This window comes from Pseudomonas sp. B20 (assembly GCF_020515755.1).
GTDB lineage: Bacteria > Pseudomonadota > Gammaproteobacteria > Pseudomonadales > Pseudomonadaceae > Aquipseudomonas > Aquipseudomonas syringae.
In genome coordinates this window covers 54,501-75,729 of sequence record NZ_JAHPJG010000004.1, presented here as the reverse complement: position 1 = coordinate 75,729, position 21,229 = coordinate 54,501, and the positions used below count along the sequence as shown (strand labels likewise).

Here is a 21,229-nt window from a genome sequence, read left to right as displayed (position 1 = left end):
GAACTCACCTGCCTGTTTCATCTATCAGCTTTTGTTAAATTAGAGTAACAACCAAACTTGGGAATTTTTTCATAATTTCGAGACGGTTCGAAACTTGATCTAGCCTCTTCAATCTCATGAGGATTAAATTTTTCTCGCCTAATAACAAGACCGCCTTCCTCATTGAAAATATAGGACTCCCCACCTATGACCTCGTCTCCATCCCCTTCAAACTCACGATGAGTCGCCATAGTCAAAAATAAGTTATCCGAATCTGTTACTTTAAATTGGTAGGTCAGGTACTCACGACATTTTTTATCTAAAAAACCGACACCAACCATTCCTTTATCTATGGAGAACTCAACAAAGCAAGATGGCGCAGAGTCCGAGCCAATGAGAGCCGTATATGACTCACCCGAGAGATGCCTAGAATGTGCCAGAGATTCATCCATAGGCTCTATCGCAAACTTCTTCATCCGAAACCAAGTCTTACAATAATAAATAGGTAGCTCCATCAATACACCTTCCCATTAGTATCTCTAATTAAAACCCCTGCTTTATTGGCAGAGTCCAAGATGGCTTTTGGAATTACTCCATTCTGTGGAGGAACCTCCAGAATAACAGTACCTTGCAATTTTTGACCACCCAAAGACCCACTAGATGGAACTTTCGCAATGGTCGCACCAGAAGGGTATTTCGTAATGGCCTCATTTATGTAGCTCTTTGCTGTCGCCTCTGAAACCTCAGAAAGCTGTGTCAATTTACGAGAGACGATTTCGCCTTTTATGGGATTATACGAATCAACACGATAATAGCCATTCCCGTCAGGTCGCTGAATATAAACTTCGTTATTCGGGTAGTTTTTAGACTGTACCTTATTAAACTCATTACCCGCATCAAGCCGTTGCAACCATTCAGGTTTAGACGATGGAGCTACAACATCATCTACCTTTCCAGCAGCGCCACCAGTAGCTTTTGCACCCCCGACGATTACGTTCCTATCAACTAAAATCCCCGCTTCATTATCAGCTTGTCCCGCTAGTGAAACAGGGTCTTTAGCGACTGTCTCTTTGCTTATTACAGACGTGCCTCTGGGAAGATACGCCCCTGCAAGCACCGCTGTCAATGCTTGAGCCGTCATGGCGAAATTGTATCGGTTTTCGACTTCTTGGCGACTTAAACCTGACGCCTGCGTAATCGCCGTGATTGCCGTATCCCTAGTGATACTATCAGAATCAAGTCCATGCAAAATAGCATCTAAATTCTGCGAGTCTTGCGGATAGAGATCCTTGTAAAGCAGTGAATAACTGGCGCTTTCTCCATATCGCTCAGCCGCGCTTTTTGCAACAGTTATCAACTGACCGCATGCTGAGCCGCCTAGATTACCAGCCGTGCAGACTGCTTTAATTTCCGCATCTCGTTCTTTATCGACTTTATTCAGGGAAGCTAGCTCGGCGACCTCTTGGGCGGTGATGGTGCCGCTCGTGACCTTACGCTCCAGCACCTTTTTTCGTTCTGCTTCAGGTACGCGTAGAAAGTTGTTCTCAACTGCGTTTTTAGCTACGGATGCTCCGGCAACAGCATTAGCGGCATCCCCGCCCACCAGTCCGCCCGCCAAACCACCTGCCAGCGTCGACAGCGCCGAGATTGTCTGACGCTGCTCTTCGCTCAACTCCGACGTTTTCTTGCCCGGGTATAGCTGATTGGCTATATATTCCCCGACACTCGCACCCGCAGCACCCGCTAACGCGGAGTTACCCTGCGCCTGAGCAACCACCGCGCCCAAGACAGCATGTGCCATCAGGTTGGCGTCCTTGTTGCCTACGGTCATTTGCTTGATTTGCTCTGCGAGATACGGCGCGGCAGCTCCGGTCAACGCTTGCGCAATATTCCCACCCGCCAGCCCCTGCAACGCTGCAGTGACGGCTTGAGCAGCACGCTGGTAATCGCTACCCGTACCGTATTTCTGCATCACTGTGACGCTAATTTGCTCCGCGATTTGCTTGGCAGATGGGTCCGTGTTCCCTTCAGCGACCAGCTTTTCACGCGCCGCAGCAATCGCTACCGGATCTTTTTGTGCATTTGCGGCATCAATCGCGCCTTGCGTTCGGACGATGTCCATCGCTTGGCTGCCAATGTCTCCGATCAACTGAGCCTGACGTAGTCGGTTTTGCTCTTTTTCCTTATCGAAAATTGGACTGAGCGCGTTGCTGGCATGATCTACGTCGCGGCTCAGTGTAGAAATGTCTTGCTGCTGTCCTGAGACATCGCGAATAGTCAGACGCCCATCAGAGACTGCGGAGTACGTTGTGCTGCTATCGCTGCCACTGTGGTTGGCGCCGACAAGCGTGAGGCTACCCATATTCCCCATGAACTTGGAGCCGTCTTTACCGCTTGTACTCCCACTTGCGCTTTGATGCTGGGCAGTAAATTCCGCCTGATTTTTCAGGTTTGTCCAACCTAAAGTCTCCGTGCTGAGCATATTTCTGTCAGCGGCTGCGGTGCTGGCAATCACAGCGCCGTTCAGTTGGGTGTGGTCGCCCACTGTTACCTGATAACCGCCCTTACCAGCAAAGAGACCTGTTTGCTCTTGCACGCTTTCAAAGTTGGACTTGATCTTGTCCTGACTGACACTGAGCGATGCACTACCCGTCATGGTGCCTAAGCTGAAACTCGCACCGCCGCTGACATCGAGCTGATGAGAGTCGTATTTGTCGGTGTCCTGCAGACTGATCAAAGACAAATCCCGACCGACATTGGCTACGACTTGCTGAGCACTGGCTTGGGCCCCAACAAGAGTCGTATCACGACCGCTGACCAATGAGAGCTTATTACCAGCGTCGAGGTTGGTTTCAGTCCAGGTGGTACCGTTGCCTTTTTCGTTGCCTGTCCCGCTATTGGCATTAGCGAAGACGGTCAAACCACCACCGCCGCTGCCGACGCCGAGGCTAATACCAATCGCGCCGCCTCCGCTCTTGTTAGATCCGTCGACTTTTTGTGTATTAGCTGCAGCTAGCAGATTGATGTCACGATTAGCCGAAAGCAGCATGTCTTGGCCAGCTTGAAGCTTGCTGCCGGCGACGTTGATATCACCGTCCAAACCAGCACCTGCGCCACTGCCTGTAGCGACAATATTCAGATTATTTCCGGCAGTGATTGAGCTGCCTTGGCTTACATTCTGTTCCTGCACTTGCTTGGAGCTGGAACTTTGGGTGCCTAACGAAAGCGCAATGCCAAAAAAACTACCACTTGCAGCACCGGAGTCGATCGCTTGGGCAGCTTGGTAGGCCTGATAGCCACTCAGCCCAGCCTTAACACCTTGCAACGCCGCAAGACGGGAATCGTCCTCACCTTTAGCTGCTTGCGCGTTTTGCACCGTGGTATTTATTGCTTCTCCTACAGCACCCGAGAGAGCAAGCGTAAGGCCGCTTTTCTTGCTTTCCTGGTTCTGTGTGCTTGTGCTCCTGTTTTGCGCCTGAAGAATGCTGACATTTTGGCCAATCAGATTGACGTCATTCCCAGCAACAACATCAGAAGCCTTGACCGTCAGATCTTTACCGGCGGTGATATTCACGTCGCCCAGAACACTGCCTACAGTGCTGCCTTTCTGAGTCTGATTTTCTGAGTCTTGGGTAAACGCGTTTTTCGCTGTTCCTAAGGTGACACCGATGCCACCAGTGCTCATCAGGCCGGATTTTTTAGTCGACTGGCTGTGCTGGGCATTGAAGCTTTCAGTGCCACTGTCGATGACAACATTGTTGCCGGCTTGTAACGTCGTTTGCTCAGTGGAAATGACATTACTGGCCGAAACCACCAGATCATTCCCAGCCCGAACGAGTGTCGTGTTGCCGCTCAGCGTCGATGCAGATAATGAACTCTGGGTCGAAGCGTCACTCTTCATCTTGCTAGTGGTGGATAAACCGAACCCGCCAGACTTAGAAGTGGCGGTGGCGCTGTATTGGCTGTTCTGCGCCGCAGTCAGATTAACGTCATGCCCAGCCTGAACTGCGAGCACACCATTGTCACTGTTGGCTTTTGACCCCTCAAAATTGACATCATTGACCGCAACAATCGTGGCTTTTTGACCTGACTGAATGAGAGACCCGATAGCAACATCACTGTCGCTCTCAGTCATATTCGTACTCTTCTTGCCCCAAGACCCTTTCTTGGTTTTCGAGTAATACGAATAATCGGTATCCTGTGCGGCAAGCACGTTGACGTCATTACCCGCGTACAGATACGCCTCGTCTTTGGCATTAATTCTACTAGCGATCATGCTCAAGTCAGCGCCTGCACTCAGCGCCACGCTACCACCCGCCGTCACATTGCTCGACACCTGGCTGACATGGTCTTCCTGCTCGGTCACCTTCTTGCTTTTGCCGTAGGAATGCTGTTCATCAGCCGCCGAGGACAGGGTCAGGTTTTCCGTCGCGGCCATGGCGATGTCGCGCTTGGCGTCGATGCTGCTGGCGATGACGTTGATGTCGCGTCCGGCCTGGGCCGTCAGGTCGCGTCCGGCGCTGACCGTGGAGCTCAGTTGCGTGATGCTGGAGTTACTGGAGTTCGCACCGCGTGTCTGGCCTTTCTCGGTCTGGGCCGAGTCGATAGCGACGTCACGGCCCGCAGCGATGCTCAAGTCACGACCGGCCTGCAACACGCTGCCGGTGTTTTTCACGTCACGACCCGCTTGCAGGGACATGTCGTTGGCCGCTTCGATACGTGCCGCGCTGTCAGCGAAGTCCTGACGCCAGGTCGCGTCGCCTGACGCGCTCTGATGGCTGGTCACCGTGCGTTCGTTGATGACATCGCCGCGCAGGGCGGTCAATGTCACATCACGTCCGGCGATAATGCCCCCGGACTTGTTGATCAGGTCGTTACCTGCCAGCAGGTCCAGACGGTTGCCAGCTTCTATCAGGCCGCTGTTGACCAGATCATTTCCAGCAGCAGCCGACAGGTTATTGGCCGCTCGCAAGGTGCCGACGTTGTCGAGGTTTTGCCCCGCGATCAGCGAGACGTCGTTACCCGCAATCAATGCCCCGGTCGGGCCAAGGCGATTGTCGGCCTGAGCCATATACAGCACCGGCACCAGCACTTTTTCGCCATTCACTTCATGCTCTTCGAGCCAGACGATGTCATGGGTCAGCGCTGCGACTTGTTGTGAGTTCAGCGATACGCCGACCGCCAGGTTCAGCTGCTGCTTGCTGGCGATTGCGTTGTTCATCAGGTACTTGAACTGGGCCTCGTTGGAGGTTTGTCCATCGATGAACGCCTGACCGGTGCGGGCCACGACTGCTTGCTGGACGAGGCGTTGCTCATACAAGCCATCGCCCAGGCGCTTGGCACTGACTTCGGGGTCGTAGCCCAGGCCTGCGAGCAGGTAATCCGAACTCATGAACTGCTTGAGTTCAGTGAGGACCGGGTTGGTTTCGATCAGGTATTTTTGCGGTTTGGAAACGAAGTTGCTGCTGGGCAGGCCTTCCACTCGGGTCACCGTTTGCGCTGCCGCCGAAACGAGCGGCGTAATAGCGCTGGCCTGCGCCACTGTGGCGGGCTGAGTGATAGCGGTTGAAGCAGGCGTGGTCGTGACAGGGTTTAGAACAGCAGCAGTGACAGGACTGACCGGAGCAGCCACAGCGCTGCGAACCGGTGCAATGACCGTTCCGCCTTGAGCACTTACAACCACCTGGGTGACTGCAGCAGTCGCGCCTGACTGGGCACCGGTCGTAGCCTGATTGACAACGCTGACCAAGCTACCTTGCGTACCATTTACAATCTGACCGGCCTTGTTGACCTGAGTGCCCTGCACCATTCCAGCGTTTTCCGCGGCCGAGTTACCGGAAGAAATGGCGGTGATAGCCGCAACACCTGCCGTCGATCCTGCATTCTGGACAGGCAACAATACGCCGCTGCCCTGATTGCCCGTCGCAATGCCGGTCACGCTGCCGACGCTGGTGACACCTGCGGAATCAGAGGTATGGCTTGGCAGCACTAGCCCACCAATAGGTGCGGCACCTGGAGCGCTGGTATCAAAAGCAGTTGCATTGGCGCTTACGCCTGCGCTTTGCCGTGTGACGGAAGCAAGCTGGCGGGTGGCGTTGGATATCTGGCCCACCGAGCCAATCTGGATGGTGCTTGCCTGTGCGTCTGAAACGGTGTGCTCTCGTTGCGCGACGGACACCGCTGCGCTGCCCATTGTCCAGCTTTGCGGCAGGCCTACAGGTTGAGCGACAGTGGCTGCGGTGCCGGTCTGGCCACTCAGGCGGAACAGGCCGTTCTGCCCGGTCGGCAGGCTGAAGCCTGGCAGGCTCAAAGGATTGACTTGTTGTTGGGCCAGGTCTGGCGGCAGTTGCTGATTGACAGTAATGCGTGTGGAGAATTGACTGCCCGGAGCATTGGTGTCAGTGCGAGAACCGCCGCTCACGTAGCTGTAACCAGCGCGTACGACGTTGTTGCCGATGTTCTTGCTCGCGTTGACGTTTACCGCGCCGCCGGCCTGGATAATGGCGGCATAGCTCTGGTCGCCGGTTGACAGCTGAGTGACCTTGCGGAACTCAGGCATCTCTGTCTCGGTGATGGCGATGAAGTCCGCCATTGCCGGTTCCAGGCCGCTGAGGTTGTTGGCGTTATAACCGCTGCTGGTAAACCAGTACTTTTCAGTGAAGTCGCTTGCGGCGTTGGTCCAGGCCCCGGCGTTGCTAGTACGGGCGCTGCGGTACACGCGCACTGTTTCGGTGTCGCTGGCCTCTATGCCGGTATTGTTCAGGTTGTTCAGCGTAGCGTTGAGGTTACCGCTGGTGACGATGGTGCTGCTTTGGTTGAACAGATCACCGCCGTTGATGTTCAGATTACCGCCAGCGGTAATGCCGGACGCAGCACTGGCTGCGGTCACTTCAAGCTTTTCACGCTGGGTTATTTCCCAGGTATGAGTTGCTTTGCCACCGCCGCAGTCGTTGTTATAAAACTCGCGATTGCACGCCCCCTCATCAATCCTGGCGGTATAGATACCGCCATTGCTGGTCGTCAACAGGGCGCGGACGTTTTGTATTGTGCTCGCCGCGAGGCTCATGCTGCCGTCGCTTTGTATCGACGCAGAACTGTTGACGATGCTGTCGGCAAGCGCGCCTTGCCCGTTACGGTCAACCGTGAGATTGCCCAGGCTGTAGATGTTGGCGTAGCTGTTGTTCAGCGAACTGACACGCAGGCTCATGTTGTTGCCACTGAAGATCAGCCCACGGTCATTGACCAGCGAGCCGGTGGTCACAGTCAACGCCTGACCGCTGCCCAGCGTGCCTTGGTTGTTGATGCTCCCCGCGTTGATGGTCAGATTAGTCGCCGAGGTCAGGCGACCGGCATTGTTCAGTTGCCCCCCCATGGTCACCGAGGTTTCACCGCCGCCGGATATGGTCGAAGCGGCGCTCAGGTTCACTTGTGCCGCACTCAGTCCGAGCGTTCCTAGGCTGCTGAGACGGCCATTGCCGCCGTATGTACCGCCGAGGTTGAGGCTTAGCGAGCCGTCACTGGCGATCAATCCATCGTTATTCCAATTGCCACCATTACCCACAAGGCTGGTCGATGCCAGCAACTGGCCGCTGGCAGTCTGGCTGAAGTTATTGACGTTGACGGTGAGGCGCCCGGCCTGGATGACGTTAATGTTGGTCCAGCTATCAGCACTCAGTGTCAAACCACCACGGGTTACGATGCTGCCGCCAGCATTGGTGAGGTTGGCCGTAGAAATATCAAACGTGCCATTACCGGTATGCAGCAGCGACCCGCCGCCATTCAGAAAGCTGCCCGCATTGAGGATCAGGTCGCTGTTGGCGCTTTCCAGGGTGCCGTTGCGGTTGTCGAACAGGTTGCCGATCTGGAAGTTTGTGGCGCCACCACCGCCCAGCGCGCGCAGTTGCCCGGTCTGGTTGTCCAGGCTGGCAGCGGTCACGGCCAGGGTGCTGTCGCTTTCGATGATGCCGAAGCGGTTGTTCAGCGCGCCGCTCAGGTTCAGTTCGACCTGGCCGCCAGCGATCTGGCCGTCGTTATCGCCACTGTTGTCGAAGTTGCCACCGTTGACCCGCACCAGGCCTTTGGCGTACAGGCCGCCGTTGCGGTTGTCGAAGCCGGGGGTAGTGATCAGCGCTTCGCCGCCGCGCGCGGAGACTCGGCCGCCGTAGTTGTCGAAGCCGCCCAGCGCGGTCAGGTTGAGGCGCTGCGCCTGGATGACGCCACCCTGGCGGTTGGCGTCATAGCCATTTTTCAGCACACCGGCCAGTTTCGCGGTGAACAGACCTTGCAGGCTGGACAGCACTCCGCCTTGACTGTAGAGGTTGGCGCCGCTCAGGTTCAGGTCACCGTTCTGCGCGATGATCCGACCATTCTGGTTGTCGACGGTACCCGCGACATCGACGCTCAGTGCGCCGACGCTCTGTACCGCGCCGCGAACGTTGGACAGGCTCGCTGCATTCAAATGTGCATCGGCGCTCTGGCTATAGATCAAGCCATCGGCATCGTTGAAAACACTGCCGCCCGCGACGACTGTCAGTGTGTTGTTGGCAGCAACAGTGCCGCGGTTACGGTTGTCCAGTTGCCCAGACGTATTGAGGGTCATCAGGCTCTGGCTGATCAGTTGCCCGGCTTGGTTGTTGATCGCGGTACTGCGCCGCAACAGCAGGTTACCGCCGCTGGCCAGCTTGCCGCTGGTGTTGGTCAGGCTGCCCAGCAGGTCGAGTGTCATCTCGCCCTTGCTGCTCAGATTACCGGCGCTGTTGTCGAGGCTGCTGCCTTCGACGCTGAAACTCTGCTGGGCCGTCAGATTACCGACCGCGTTGTTCAGGGCATTGGCTTTGATGGTCATCCCGGCACCACTGTCGATCAGGCCGTTCTGGCTGTTGTTCAGCAGGCCGGCTACGGTCAGCGTCTGACCGGCGCCGCTGGAGAGGATGCCGCCGCTGTTGTCGAGGCTGTCAGCGGTTACGCTCAGTGTGTTCTGGCTGACCAACGCTCCGTTGCTGCCGTTGAGCAATTCACCGGTCAGGGTTGTAACAAGGTTGCCGTTGCGGCTGGACAAGGTGCCGTTGTTGCGGTTGTCGAGGCGGTTACCGGAGACGTTCAGACCCTGCCAGCCGGAAATCAGGCCGTTCTGATTGAGCAGGTTGGTCGCGTTGACTGTCAGCAAGTTGCTGCTGATCAGCTTGCCGCTGCTGTTGTCGAGGGTGCGGCCGTCGACTCTGAAACTCTGTGCGCTGGAGACCTCCCCAGACTGGTTATTCAGGTCGCGAATGCGGTTAAGGGTCAGCGAACCGTCTGCCGTGATCAAACCGCCGAGGTTGTTGAGGTCGTTGCCTTGCATGTCGATGGACAGACCGGCATCACCCATCACGCGTCCGCCGTTGAGCGACAGTGCATTGAGTACCAGGGTCATGTCACGCGTGGCCGACACTTCGCCGCCGTTGCCGGATTCCAGACTGCCAGCAGTCAGGTTCAGGGTGCCGGTGCTGTTGATCAGGCCCTTCGCGGTGTTGTTGATCGATGTAGCGTTGAGGATAAGGCTGGTGCCGCCCAACACCTGACCGCTCTGGTTATCGAGGCTGGCCGCGCCCACCTTGAGCACCTGAGCAGCGTTGATCAGTCCTTTGTCACGGTTGGTGAGCAGGCCGGTAACCGTCAGGTCCAGGTTGTTGCGGCTGGTCAGTGTACCGCCTGTGTTATCGAGGGTATTGGCGGTGGCATCGACACCGGCTGCGGCGATCATGCCTTTGACGTTGGTCAGCGCACGGGCGATGCGCAGGGTCAGCAATTGGTTGCTGAGCAGTTTGCCGCCGCTGTTATCCAGTTGTTGAGCGTTGAGGGTAAATGCCTGAGCGCTGGAGATTTCACCGTTCTGGTTCAGAACCTCGTTGACGTTTTTCAGCAGCAGTGCGCCCGGCGCGTTGATCAAACCGCCCTGGTTGTCCAGCTGGCCGTTGTTCAGGTCCAGGCTCAAGAAGGTGTTGCTGAACAGACTGCCGCCCTGCTGACTCAGGCGGCTGACACTGGCGGTCAGTGCCTGGCTGCTGCCGATGCTGCCGCCATCGCTGTTAGTCAGTCGTGCGGTCGTCAGGTCCAGGCGATTGCTACTGCTGACGCGACCGTTATGGCTGTTGTCGAAATCCCCGGTCCTTAGCGTCAGCAGGCCTTTGCCGCTGATATTGCCTTTCTGGCTGTTATCAAGACTGGCACTTTTCAGGTCCAGTACGCCGTCGGTCAAAAGCTTGCCGCCCTGGTTGCTGATTGCCCCGCTGCTGTCGAGGGTCAGTTTTCCAGCGCTGGAAATGCTGCCTGCGGTATTGGTCAGACTGCTGGTCTTTACCGTCAGGACATCTTCGTTGCTGATCAGGCCTTGAGTGTTATCGAGTGCTGCAGACAGGTCGATACCCAAGGCTTTGAGGGCACTGAGCGCACCACCGGTGTTGTCCAGGGTGCTACCGACCAGCGTCAAGCCGCCTTGGCTGGAGAGCAGACCGTTCGTTCGGTTGGTGATCTGCGCAACGTTCAGATTCAAGGCTTTCTGCGCCAGCACCTGACCGCTGTCGCTGTTGTTCAGTTGCTGGCCGGTCAGGGTCATCTCATCCTGACTGGACAGTTCACCGCCACGGTTATCGATGCTGGTGACATTGATATCGAGGGCTTGGGTTGCGCCGATGAAACCGTTCTGACGGTTGTCCAGCGCGTCGCCACGCAAGGTCAATGTGCCTTGGGCAAGCATCTGGCCGTTCTGCTGTAGAAGGCTGCCGATCCGTGCGTTGAGGTTCTGTTTGCTGGCGATCTGGCCGAGGCGGTTGTCCACGGTCGCGGCGTTCAGCGTCATGTCAGCGTCGCCGACCAGCGTGCCCTTGACGTTGGTCAGGGCGGTATTGACCATCAAGTCCAGAGCTGCGCGGCTGCTGATCAAGCCTTCGGTGTTGTCCAGGCTGTCGCTGCGAGTGTTCAGCGCGGCAGCGGAAATCGTACCTTTGACGTTGCTCAGCGCCTTGTTGACGATCAGCGTCAGGGCCTGACTGCTGAGCAGTTTGCCGCCACTGTTATCGAGGCTGTCGACGTTCAGGGTGAAGGCCTGCGTACTGGAAATTTCGCCGTTCTGGTTGGCCACGCCGTTGAGATTCTTCAGCAGCAACACGCCGGGGGCGTTGATCAAACCGCCCTGATTGTTCAACTGGCCGTTGTTCAGGTCGAGGCTCAGCGAGGTGTTGCTGAACAGCTCACCCCCCTGCTGGTCGAGGCTGGTCACGCTGGCCGTCAACGCCAGCGCACTGGCAATACGTCCGGCGCTCTGGTTAATGACCTTGCCTGCCGTCAATCGCAGGGTATCGCTGCTGGTCAGGCGACCGCCCTGGCTGTTGTCGAACGTGCCGGTGGTGACCTGCGTGGCGCCCTTGCCAGCCAGTTTGCCCGCCTGACTGTTGTTCAGGCTGGCGCTGGTCAGTGTCAGCGTGGCGTCGGTAGTAACGGCGCCCGCCTGGTTCTCCAGAGCGCCGGTGGTGGTGACGCTCAAGGCATCGGCACTGGACAGGCTGCCTGCTGCGTTTTGCAGCGAGGCGGCATTGATCGTCAACGCCGCTTCACTGCTGAGCAGACCAGCGCTGTTGTCCAGCGCACCGGACACATCAATGTTCATGTCCTTCTGGCTGGCCAGCGTACCGCCTGCGTTATCCAGCCGCGCACCGTCGAGACGCAGGGTGTTACCGAACAATAGGCCTTTGTTGAGGTTGATCACACGCGCCACTTTCAGCCCCAGCGCCGTACCGGCCAGGACCTTGCCGCCGTTGCTGTTGTCGAGCGTCTGACCAATGATGTCCACACCGATCTGGCTGGACAGTTCACCGGCCTTGTTGTCGATGTCGGCAACATCGATTTTCAGCGCTTTTGTAGAGCCCACCAGGCCGCCCGAACGGTTGTCGAGGGTTTTGCCGGTCAGGGTCAGATTGCCCTGCGCAACCAGCTCGCCGCCCTGCTGGGTAAGGCTGCCGATATTGGCAATCATGTCAGCCTGACTGGCGATACGACCGTTGCCGTTGACAACGCTGTCGACCTGCAACTGCATCAGGCCAGCGGCGTTGAGCAGGCCGTTCTGGTTGTCCAGACGCGTGCCGACCAGTTCAAGACCGGCATTGCTGTTGATCAGGCCTTTTTGCGTGGAGCTCAGACCCGTCTGGCTATTGTCGAGGGCATCGACGAACAGCTGCAGGCCTTTCTCGGCACGAATCGCACCGCCACGGTTATCGACGCTGTCGCTATGCACGATCAACAGGTTCTGCGCGGCAATACGGCCGCCACGGTTATCCAGCGTCTTGCCCGACAGGTCCATCAAGCCTTTGGCTTGCAGGCTGCCACCCGCGCGGTTGTCCAGTGCGCCGCTCAGTTTCAGAGTCAGTTGGCCATCTGTGACCAGTGCACCGGACTGGCGGTTGTCCAGACTCGCAGCACCGATGTCGATACCCTGCCCTGCGCCCAGCGTTCCGGCCTGATTATCGATGGTTTCAGTGATCACCAGTTTCAGGAACCGGTCAGCCATGACCTGGCCAGCGGCGTTATCGAGGCTCAGCGCATTCAGCGTCGTGTTACCAGCGCTGGTCAGCTCGCCGCTGCGGCTCGACAGCTGGCCAGTGACGTTTACCAGCAGGTCGGCATCGCTGCTCAGGCTGCCGCTGTTGTTATTCAGCTCATTGGCCGTCAGATCGATGCCGTTGCCAGATACCAGACCGCGCAGGTTGGTCAGCAGTTGGTCAACACGCACGATCAGCGCTTTGTCGCTGAGCACCGAGCCAGCGGTGTTGTCCAGCGACGTAGCGGCCAGGGTGAAGCCGTTGGCGCTGGAAATTTCACCGCTGCGGTTGCTGACTGCATTGAGATTTTTCAGCAGCAACTGGCCCGGTGCGGTAATCAGACCGCCGTCGTTGTTCAGCATGCCTTTGCTTAAATCGAGGCTGACATCGCTGTTGCTGTACAGACGGCCATCGTTGGTCTGGTTCAGGCCGGTGATCACGGCAGTCAGGGCCATGGCGCTGGCAATGCGCCCGGCTTCGCTGTTGTTCACCAGCGCTGCATCGAGCTGAAGGGTTCCGGTACTGGTCAGGCGGCCGCCTTGCTGGTTGTCAAAGGCACCGGTGACGAGCTTCACGCCCTTGCCGGCGATACGACCGTTCTGGCTGTTGTCCAGGCTGGCGCTGGTCAGCGTCAGGGTTGCATCACTTAGAATCTGCCCGCCACGGTTCACCACGGCACCATCGACCGTCAGGGACGAGTTGCCAGAGCTGGTGATACTACCGGCAGTATTGCCCAGAGAAGCGGCGCTCAACACCAGCGTGCCATCGCTGCGCAATGTCCCTTGATCGTTGCTGAGGACGCCCGTGTCTTTCAGACCCAGACTGTTTTTGGCGTAGACGCTGCCACCGCCCGTGTTGATCAGTTGCCCGACGTTCAACTGCACACTCTGCTGGCCGGAAACGGCACCTGCGCTCTGGTTGTTCAGGCTGTCGGCGTTGAGCAGCAACGCACCATTGGCCAGTAAACGGCCCTTGCCACTGTTATCGAACTGGCCAACGGTTGCGGTCAGCTCTCCAAGGCTAGAGAGCTCCGCGTTGCGGTTGTCCAGCGTCGCGGCACTCAGCTCGACACCGGTGGCAGAAATCAGGCCGCGCAGGTTGGTCAGCAACTGGGCGATGCGCACGATCAAGGCTTTGTCGCTGATGACCGAACCATCGGTGTTATCCAGCGAAGTGGCCACCAGCGAGAAACCGTTGGCACTGGAAATTTCGCCGTTCTGGTTGTTGACCGCCGTGAGGTTTTTCAGCAGCAACTGCCCCGGCGCATTGATCAAACCGCCTTGGTTGGTCAGCACGCCGTTGCTCAGGTCCAGGCTGACATCGCTGTTGCTGTACAGACGGCCATCGTTGGTCTGGTTCAGGCCAGTGACCACTGCAGTCAGAGCCTTGGCGCTGGCGATACGACCGGCGTCGCTGTTGTTGACCCGCCCGGCATTCAGTTGAAGCGCGCCGGTACTGGTCAGGCGGCCGTCCTGATGGTTGTCGAAAGCGCCAGTGGTGAGCACCACACCATTGCCGGCAATGCGACCGCTCTGGCTATTGTCCAGGCTGGCGCTGGAAAGCGTCAGACCCGCATCACTGATGATCTGCCCGCCCTGGTTGACGACGGCAGCATCGACTTTCAATGTGGCAGCACCGGCGCTGGTGACTCGACCGCCGGTGTTGGCCAGAGAAGCTGCTTTCAGGTCCAGCGTGCCGTCACTGCGCAGTACGCCCTGATCGTTATTCGATGCCCCGGTGAGAGTCAAACCCAGTGTGTTTTTTGCATAAACGCTGCCAGCGCCGGAGTTGTTCAGCTGTCCCAGATTCAGCTGAACGCCCTGCTGTCCGGAAACCACGCCGTTCTGGTTATTCAGGTTATCGGCTGTCAGCAGCATTGTGCCGTTGGCCAGCAGACGGCCTTTCGCGCTGTTGTCGAACTGGCCGATGTTGGCAGTCAGGGTGCTCAGACTAGAAATTTCCGCGCTGCGGTTGTCCAGCGTTGCAGCATTCAGATTGAGGCCATTGGCGGAAATCTTGCCGCGCAGGTTGGTCAGCAACTGATCGACACGCACGATCAGCGCTTTGTCGCTGAGCAGCGAACCCTCGGTGTTGTCCAACGAAGTGGCCGCCAGCGTGAAACCGTTGGCACTGGAGATTTCACCGCCTTGGTTGTTGACCACGTTCAGGTTTTTCAGCAGCAACTGGCCCGGCGCATTGATCAGGCCGCCCTGGTTAGTCAGCAAGCCGTTGCTCAGGTCGAGGCTGACATCGCTGTTGCCATACAGACGGCCATCGTTGGTCTGATTCAGGCCGGTGACCACAGCGCTCAGCGCCATGGCGCTGGCGATACGACCGGCATCGCTGTTGTTGACCAGCCCTACATTCAACTGGAGTGCGCCGGTACTGGTCAGGCGACCGTCTTGATGGTTGTCGAACGCGCCAGTGGTGAGTGTCAGACCATTACCGGCAATACGCCCGCTCTGGCTGTTATCGAGGCTGGCGCTGGTGAGTGTCAGTTGCGCGTCGCTGAGTATCTGCCCGCCCCGGTTGACGACTCCGTCATTGATAATGATCGACGCGACATCGGCGCTGCTGATACTGCCCGCGCTGTTGGCCAGCGAGGCTGCACTCCCGGTCAGTGAACCGTCGCTGCGCAGCACACCCTGATCATTGTTCAGTGCCCCGCTGATGGTCAGGCCAAGACTGCTTTTGGCAAAAACGCTGCCCCCACCGGTATTGTTCAGTTGGCCCAGGTTCAGTTGCACGCCCTGCTGCCCGGAAACGATCCCGTTCAGGTTATTCAAGCCGCCCGCGGTCAACAGCAGCGCGCCATTGGCCAGCAGGCGACCTTTTTCGCGATTATCGAACTGGCCTATGGTGGCCGTCAGGCTGCCCAGGCTGGACAGTTCGGCGTTGCGGTTATCCAACGCTACGGCGCTCAGGGTGACGCCGTTGGCGGAGATCTGCCCGCGCAGGTTGGTCAGCAGCTGAGCGATACGCACGATCAGCGCTTTGTCGCTGACCAGCGAGCCGTCAGTGTTGTCCAACGAAGTCGCTGCCAGCGTGAAATCGTTGGCGCTGGAGATCTTGCCGCGCTGGTTATTGACGACGTTCAGATTTCTCAGCAGCAGCTGACCGGGAGCGGTTATTTGCCCACTCTGGTTGTTCAGCAGGCCATTGCTCATATCCAGGCTGACGTCGCTGTTGCTGTACAAGCGCCCGTCATTGGTCTGATTGAGGCCCGTAACCACGGCAGTCAGAGCCATGGCGCTGGCAATACGACCGGCGCCACTGTTGTCGACCAGCCCGGCATTCAGTTGGAGTGCGCCGGTACTGGTCAGGCGGCCGTCCTGATGGTTGTCGAAGACTCCAGTACCGAGCACCAGACCTTTACCGGAAATACGACCGCTCCGGCTGTTATCGAGGCTGCCACTGGTGAGTGTCAGTTGTGCATCGCTGACTATCTGTCCACCCTGATTGACCACCGCACCGTTGAAATTGAGCGCACCTGTGCCGGCACTGCTCACACTGCCGTTGGTGTTGGCCAGACCGGCTGCTTTGAGGTCCATTGCGCCATCACTGCGCAATACGCCCTGATCGTTTTGCAACACACCGCCCAGCGTCAGGTTCAGCGCATCCTTAGCGTAAACGCTGCCCCCAGCGGTATTGTTCAATTGCCCCAGGTTCAGTTGCACGCCCTGCTGACCGGAAACGATCCCGTTCAGGTTGTTCAAGCCGTCCGCAGTCAACAGCAGCGCGCCACTGGCCAGCAGGCGGCCTTTTTCACGGTTATCGAACTGGCCAACGTTGGCCGTCAGACTGCCAAGGCTGGATATTTCGCCATTGCGGTTGTTCAGTGAGCCCGCTGTCAGATCAAGACCGGTCGCAGAAACCAGACCGCGAAGGTTGGTCAGCAACTGATCGATGCGCACAACGAGCGCTTTATCGCTGAGTATCGAACCGTCGGTGTTGTCCAGCGAAGTGGCTGCCAGCGTGAAGCTGTTGGCGCTGGAGATCTTGCCGCTCTGGTTATTGACCACTGTGAGGTTTTTCAGCAGCAACTGACCAGGTGCAGTGATCTGGCCGCCCTGGTTGGTCAACAGGCCATTGCTCAGGTCCAGGCTGACATCGCTGTTGCTGTACAGTCGGCCATCGTTGGTCTGATCAAGGCCGGTAACCACGGCAGTCAGCGCCATGGCGCTGGCGATGCGACCGGCGTCGCTGTTGTTGACCAGCCCGGCGTTCAGTTGAAGCGCGCCGGTACTGGTCAGGCGGCCGTCCTGATGGTTGTCAAAAGCGCCAGTGGTAAGCACCACGCCATTGCCGGCAATGCGACCACTCTGACTGTTATCCAAACTGCCGCTGGAAAGCGTCAGGCCCGCATCGCTCAGAATCTGTCCGCCACGGTTGGCGACTGCGCCCGTTGTGCTGACGGTAGCCGTGCCGGCACTGGTCACGCTGCCGCTATTGTTACTCAGAGAGGCCGCGCGCACGGCCAATGTGCCGTCGCTGCGCAGCACGCCCTGATCGTTGCCCAAAGCGCCGTTGACGGCCACATTCAGGTTGCTTTTGCCGTAGACACTGCCGTTGCCGGTGTTGGTCAGTTGCCCCAGATTCAGCTGTACGCCTTGCTGTCCGGCGACCGAGCCGTTCTGGTTGTTCAGGTGGTCAGAGGTCAGTTGCAGCGCGCCGTTGGCCAGCAGACGGCCTTTTTCGCGGTTGTCGAACTGGCTGACGGTCGAGGTCAGACTGCCGAGACTGGAGATTTCCGCGCTGCGGTTGTCCACGCTTGCCGCGTTGAGCAGCAGATCGCCATTGGCGCTGATAAGCCCCAACTGGTTGAGCAACGGCCCGGAAATACGGGCGGACAAAGCGCTGCTGCTGAACAGCTTGCCTTGCTGGCTGTTGTCCAGCGAACCCGCAGTGATCGTCATAGTGCCATTGCTGCTGATCAGCCCGCTCTGGCTGTTGAGCACCTGAGACGCGTTGATATCGACAGTGCCGCCCTGGCTCAAAATTCGGCCTGACTGACGATTGTCGATGGCAGTAGCTACGATGCGTGTGCTCGACTGACCGTTCAGTGTGGCCCCCTGATTGTTCAGGGTCTGGCTGATGCTGGCTTGCAGGGCGCGGCTGGCGGTGATGCTGCCGCTGTTGTTCAGACCGTTGGCAGACAGCGTCACATCGCCCGATGTGTTGCGGCTGTTGTCTGCATTGACTCCCGCCTCGATCACCGCGGTGTTATTGATCTGACCGCCTGCGGAAAGTGTCAGTGCATCGCGTGCGGCGACGTTCTGCCGGGTGATGAGATCACCTGCCGTGGTCATGCCCAGTGACGACCCAGCATAAACCGGCCCGTTGACCTCGGCACTGTTGGCCTTGACCGCCACAGCACCGCTGGCAGCGGTCTGCATCATGCTCAAGTGGCCGTTGGCATCAAGCTGGATATCTCCGCCACTGGCCGCCAGATCGCCAGCCAGCCTGACGCCGACACCCGCCTCGGTGCCCACCAGACGGATCGCGCCGGCATACATGCCGCCCAGCGCCGAGCTGTCGACGGCCAGTTCCGGTTTGGCGCTGCCGTCGTCAGGCAAGGCGGTGGGGTTCAGCGTCTGTGCGTCGACATCGTTGCGACCGGCAATGATGTTGAGGCGCTTGGCGTGTATCTCGGCATTGATCTTCGCGCTACGGGTGATGATGTCGAACTGGTCGACGTTGTCTGCGTTCAGCCCCACACCGTCGATGGATATGCTGCCGCCCTGCACATTGAAACGCTGCAACTGCCCGTTGGCATCCAGCACCGGTTTGCCGGTGGTCAGCGTGACCTGCGGGGTATTGATGAAACCGCAGCCGTTGCAACTGATGCCGTAGGGGTTGGCGACGATGACACGTGCCGCCTGCCCGGCCACTTCCGTATAGCCTCTAAGCTGACTGGCGTTGGCCCCGACCACTTCGTTGAGAATGGTGGTGGCCGCCGTGCCGCGCAGGTTTGAGTTGCCGACGATGATGCCGCCCAGTTGAGTGCTCTGGGTCTGGTTGGTGGAGTTGTTGAGGATGACGCCCTGGCTGTCGACGTTGAACTGCTGGTACTGGTTGTGTGACAGGCCGCTGGCATTGGGCGCGGCAATATTGACAATAGGCACGCCATTGCCTGCCTGGTTCAGGCTGGTATTCGTGCCGCTGACCACGATGCCTTCGGCTTGAACCAGCATCGGCTGCCAGAACATCGCATTGGCGAGAATCAGCGCGAGGCCGCGCTTGGGCATTCCCCAGAAAGACCGGCGCTCGACCAGCACAGCAGAAGGCTGACGAGCAAGCAGAGCCAGTTGGTGAACGTCCATGTAAATGACCTCGGAACAGGTAGGTTGAATACGGTGTGGTTAGAGGAAAAAGTCCATACGGAAATAGATCGGCGCTTCGCGCTCGATCACATCGGGACGTTCCAGGGAATGAGCGAACGTCACTGAGGCAGCAACGTGCTGGCCACGCGTAAACAGCTCGAACGAGTTACTGGACAAGCGCCCATGCTGATTGCCGTTGTAACGGTCATTGCGAATAACACCCTGGTCGTAACCGGCAGCCGCGCCATACTCGGCGAACACCGGGCGCAGCCAGTCCAGGGCCACCGGGCGAGTCAGGCGCAACTCGTTACGCCAGTAACCACCGCTGTCGCCAGACAGAAACTCATCCTTGTAACCGCGCACCGATGCTGATCCGCCCAGGCTGGTGCGTTGCGAGCTGAACAGCACATCCTCACTGCGCTGCCCGGTGGCCAGGCTGGTGAAGCTGAGGTTTTCGCCCCACAGTTGAAAGGGGTGCAGATAGCTGAGGGTGCCGGTGTATTTGCGATACCGCGCATCGGCCTCACCCGGGCGAGGATCGTGGTTGCCCTGCGCGTCCAGTGCACCGATGCCTTGCTGCATGCCCAGATCGATGTTGACGAACGCCGAGCCGACCCGCCGACCGTGGTTGATGCCGAACTGCGCCTCGGTGATGCGATTGCTGCTGACTGCCAGCTTGCTGCCTTCGACATAATTGTTGGTGCGCAGGTAGGACAGACCGGCATTGAGCGAGGTCTTGCTCAGCGCGTCGCGATACACGACCCGCTCGGCCTTGAACTGGTGGTTCTGGCTATCGCCGTCCTGCTTGAAGTTGACGTTCGAGGCCTGCGCCACCGAACGATATTCACTGGTGTTGTACAGGTAGCTGAACGTCCACCAGCCCCACGGCAGGCTGTAGGCAAGCGAGGCGTTGCGGGAGGCTTTCTGCCGATCGCTGATCGCATCGTGGCCGCCGCGCAGGCTGAACTGGTCGGCCAGCCCCGACGGATTATCCCACTCAAGGCCGGCGTTCCATTGCTGCTCGCCGGTGCTGCGCTGACCTTCGTTGGTACGCGACAGGTTGGCCCGCCATGGTTTTTGCGGAGTGTTCTTGACCACTACGTCACTGCCGCCGACGACTTGGCCGGGGGTCAGTTCCATCTGCGCCTGATTGGATGGCAGGCGATTGAGCTGATCGACCATCTGCTCGATTTCGCGCAGGTTGACCATCTGGCCTTCTTTACCGGGAAACGTCATGGCCAGCTCACGCGCCGACAGGCCGCTGGCGGCATCGCCACGCAGATGCTCCAGCTTGCCTTCGATGACCAGCACTTGCAGGTCGCCTGTCGACAGGTCCTGTTGCGGCAGGTAGGCGCGAGTCGTCACCAGGCCTTTTTCGAGGTAGTGATCGGTGATGACTTTAAGCAGCTCATTGAGCTGCGCGACACCAAGGCACTTGCCGATATAGGGCTTGGTCAGCGCATCGCGCTCGGCGGCCGACAGCGAGTCGGCGCCCTTGAGCTCAATACGATTGATGGTGAAACAACGTGTATCGGCCGGAGAACTCGGGGCAGCGGGCGTGGCTTGTTTGCCCGGCAGGTCCTTGAGCTCTTCAAGACGGCGGCGCTGCTCTTCGAGCAGGCGATCCTGACGGTCACGAATAAGATCCTGGTCACCTGGCAAACTGGCGGGGGCAGTGGCTGCAAGCGAGGTAGCTGGCGCGATGGCGAGCAGTAGCAGCAAAGCCAGTTTGAGGGCATGAGGATACACGGCGCGTCCTTGCGGTAGCAAATTGATATCAAAAAGGTGGGCAATATTAGAACGCCATCATAGCGGCGTCAAATATTTGTATCGACCTTGTATCCGATTTGCTGAACTTTTTTTGAAGCTTATTTTTACAACACTGACCTTTAGCCAGCGCTCAAGGGTCATGTGCTTAATATTGATAGGGGACAGCGTATCTTTTCGACATAGCATTAAGGTCATAATTAAATATATGCAGAAATGCTGATCGGCTAGCACGCGAAAACCGGCTCGGCTCAAGGCCGCAGACACACTAATAAAATGACTATGGGTTAAGGAAACAGGCGCAAGCATGCTGACCTTCCAGGGCTCTGGAGCCGCGACGACGGTCTTTTTTGCATGGCTAGAGTGTAAGACAGAGGCAGCAGGTTTCGATCAAACCCTGTGGTGTGGCGCATGAGCAAAACGGGGATGAGTAATAACACTAGTTGTCGGCCACCACTCGACAATGAGCCGCTATGTCAGAATCAGCGCCGCCTGCCGTTGTATGCAGTATCGGGTCTCTGCAGCCTGTGTCTATTTAAAAGCGAGTCATCGACTCTACAGCCTCCCGCGCCACGCACGGGAGGCCTG

General features: G+C 58.1%; 3 protein-coding genes. All 3 read right to left on the bottom strand.

The window, feature by feature from the left end; translation table 11 throughout:
- Positions 1–17: 17 nt before the first annotated feature.
- Genes LIX91_RS05430 through LIX91_RS05420 form a run of 3 tightly spaced genes read right to left on the bottom strand, consistent with a single transcriptional unit; the run spans position 18 to position 20,623 of the window.
- On the bottom strand, positions 18–494 hold the full coding sequence (locus LIX91_RS05430) for a lytic transglycosylase (protein ID WP_226488084.1): 477 nt from the start codon (positions 492–494) through the stop codon (positions 18–20).
- Positions 494–18,874 (bottom strand): hemagglutinin repeat-containing protein, encoded by an 18,381-nt coding sequence (locus tag LIX91_RS05425; RefSeq protein ID WP_226488083.1) that lies wholly within the window; start codon positions 18,872–18,874, stop codon positions 494–496. Before LIX91_RS05425 ends, LIX91_RS05430 begins: the two co-directional genes overlap by 1 nt.
- 39 nt (positions 18,875–18,913) lie before the next feature.
- On the bottom strand, positions 18,914–20,623 hold the full coding sequence (locus LIX91_RS05420) for a ShlB/FhaC/HecB family hemolysin secretion/activation protein (protein WP_317135431.1): 1,710 nt from the start codon (positions 20,621–20,623) through the stop codon (positions 18,914–18,916).
- Positions 20,624–21,229: the final 606 nt, after the last annotated feature.

Coding starts and splice junctions, on each gene's coding strand:
- LIX91_RS05430 (WP_226488084.1), bottom strand. CDS start 494: ATGGAGCTACCTATTTATTATTGTAAGACTTGGTTTCGGATGAAGAAG.
- LIX91_RS05425 (WP_226488083.1), bottom strand. CDS start 18,874: ATGGACGTTCACCAACTGGCTCTGCTTGCTCGTCAGCCTTCTGCTGTG.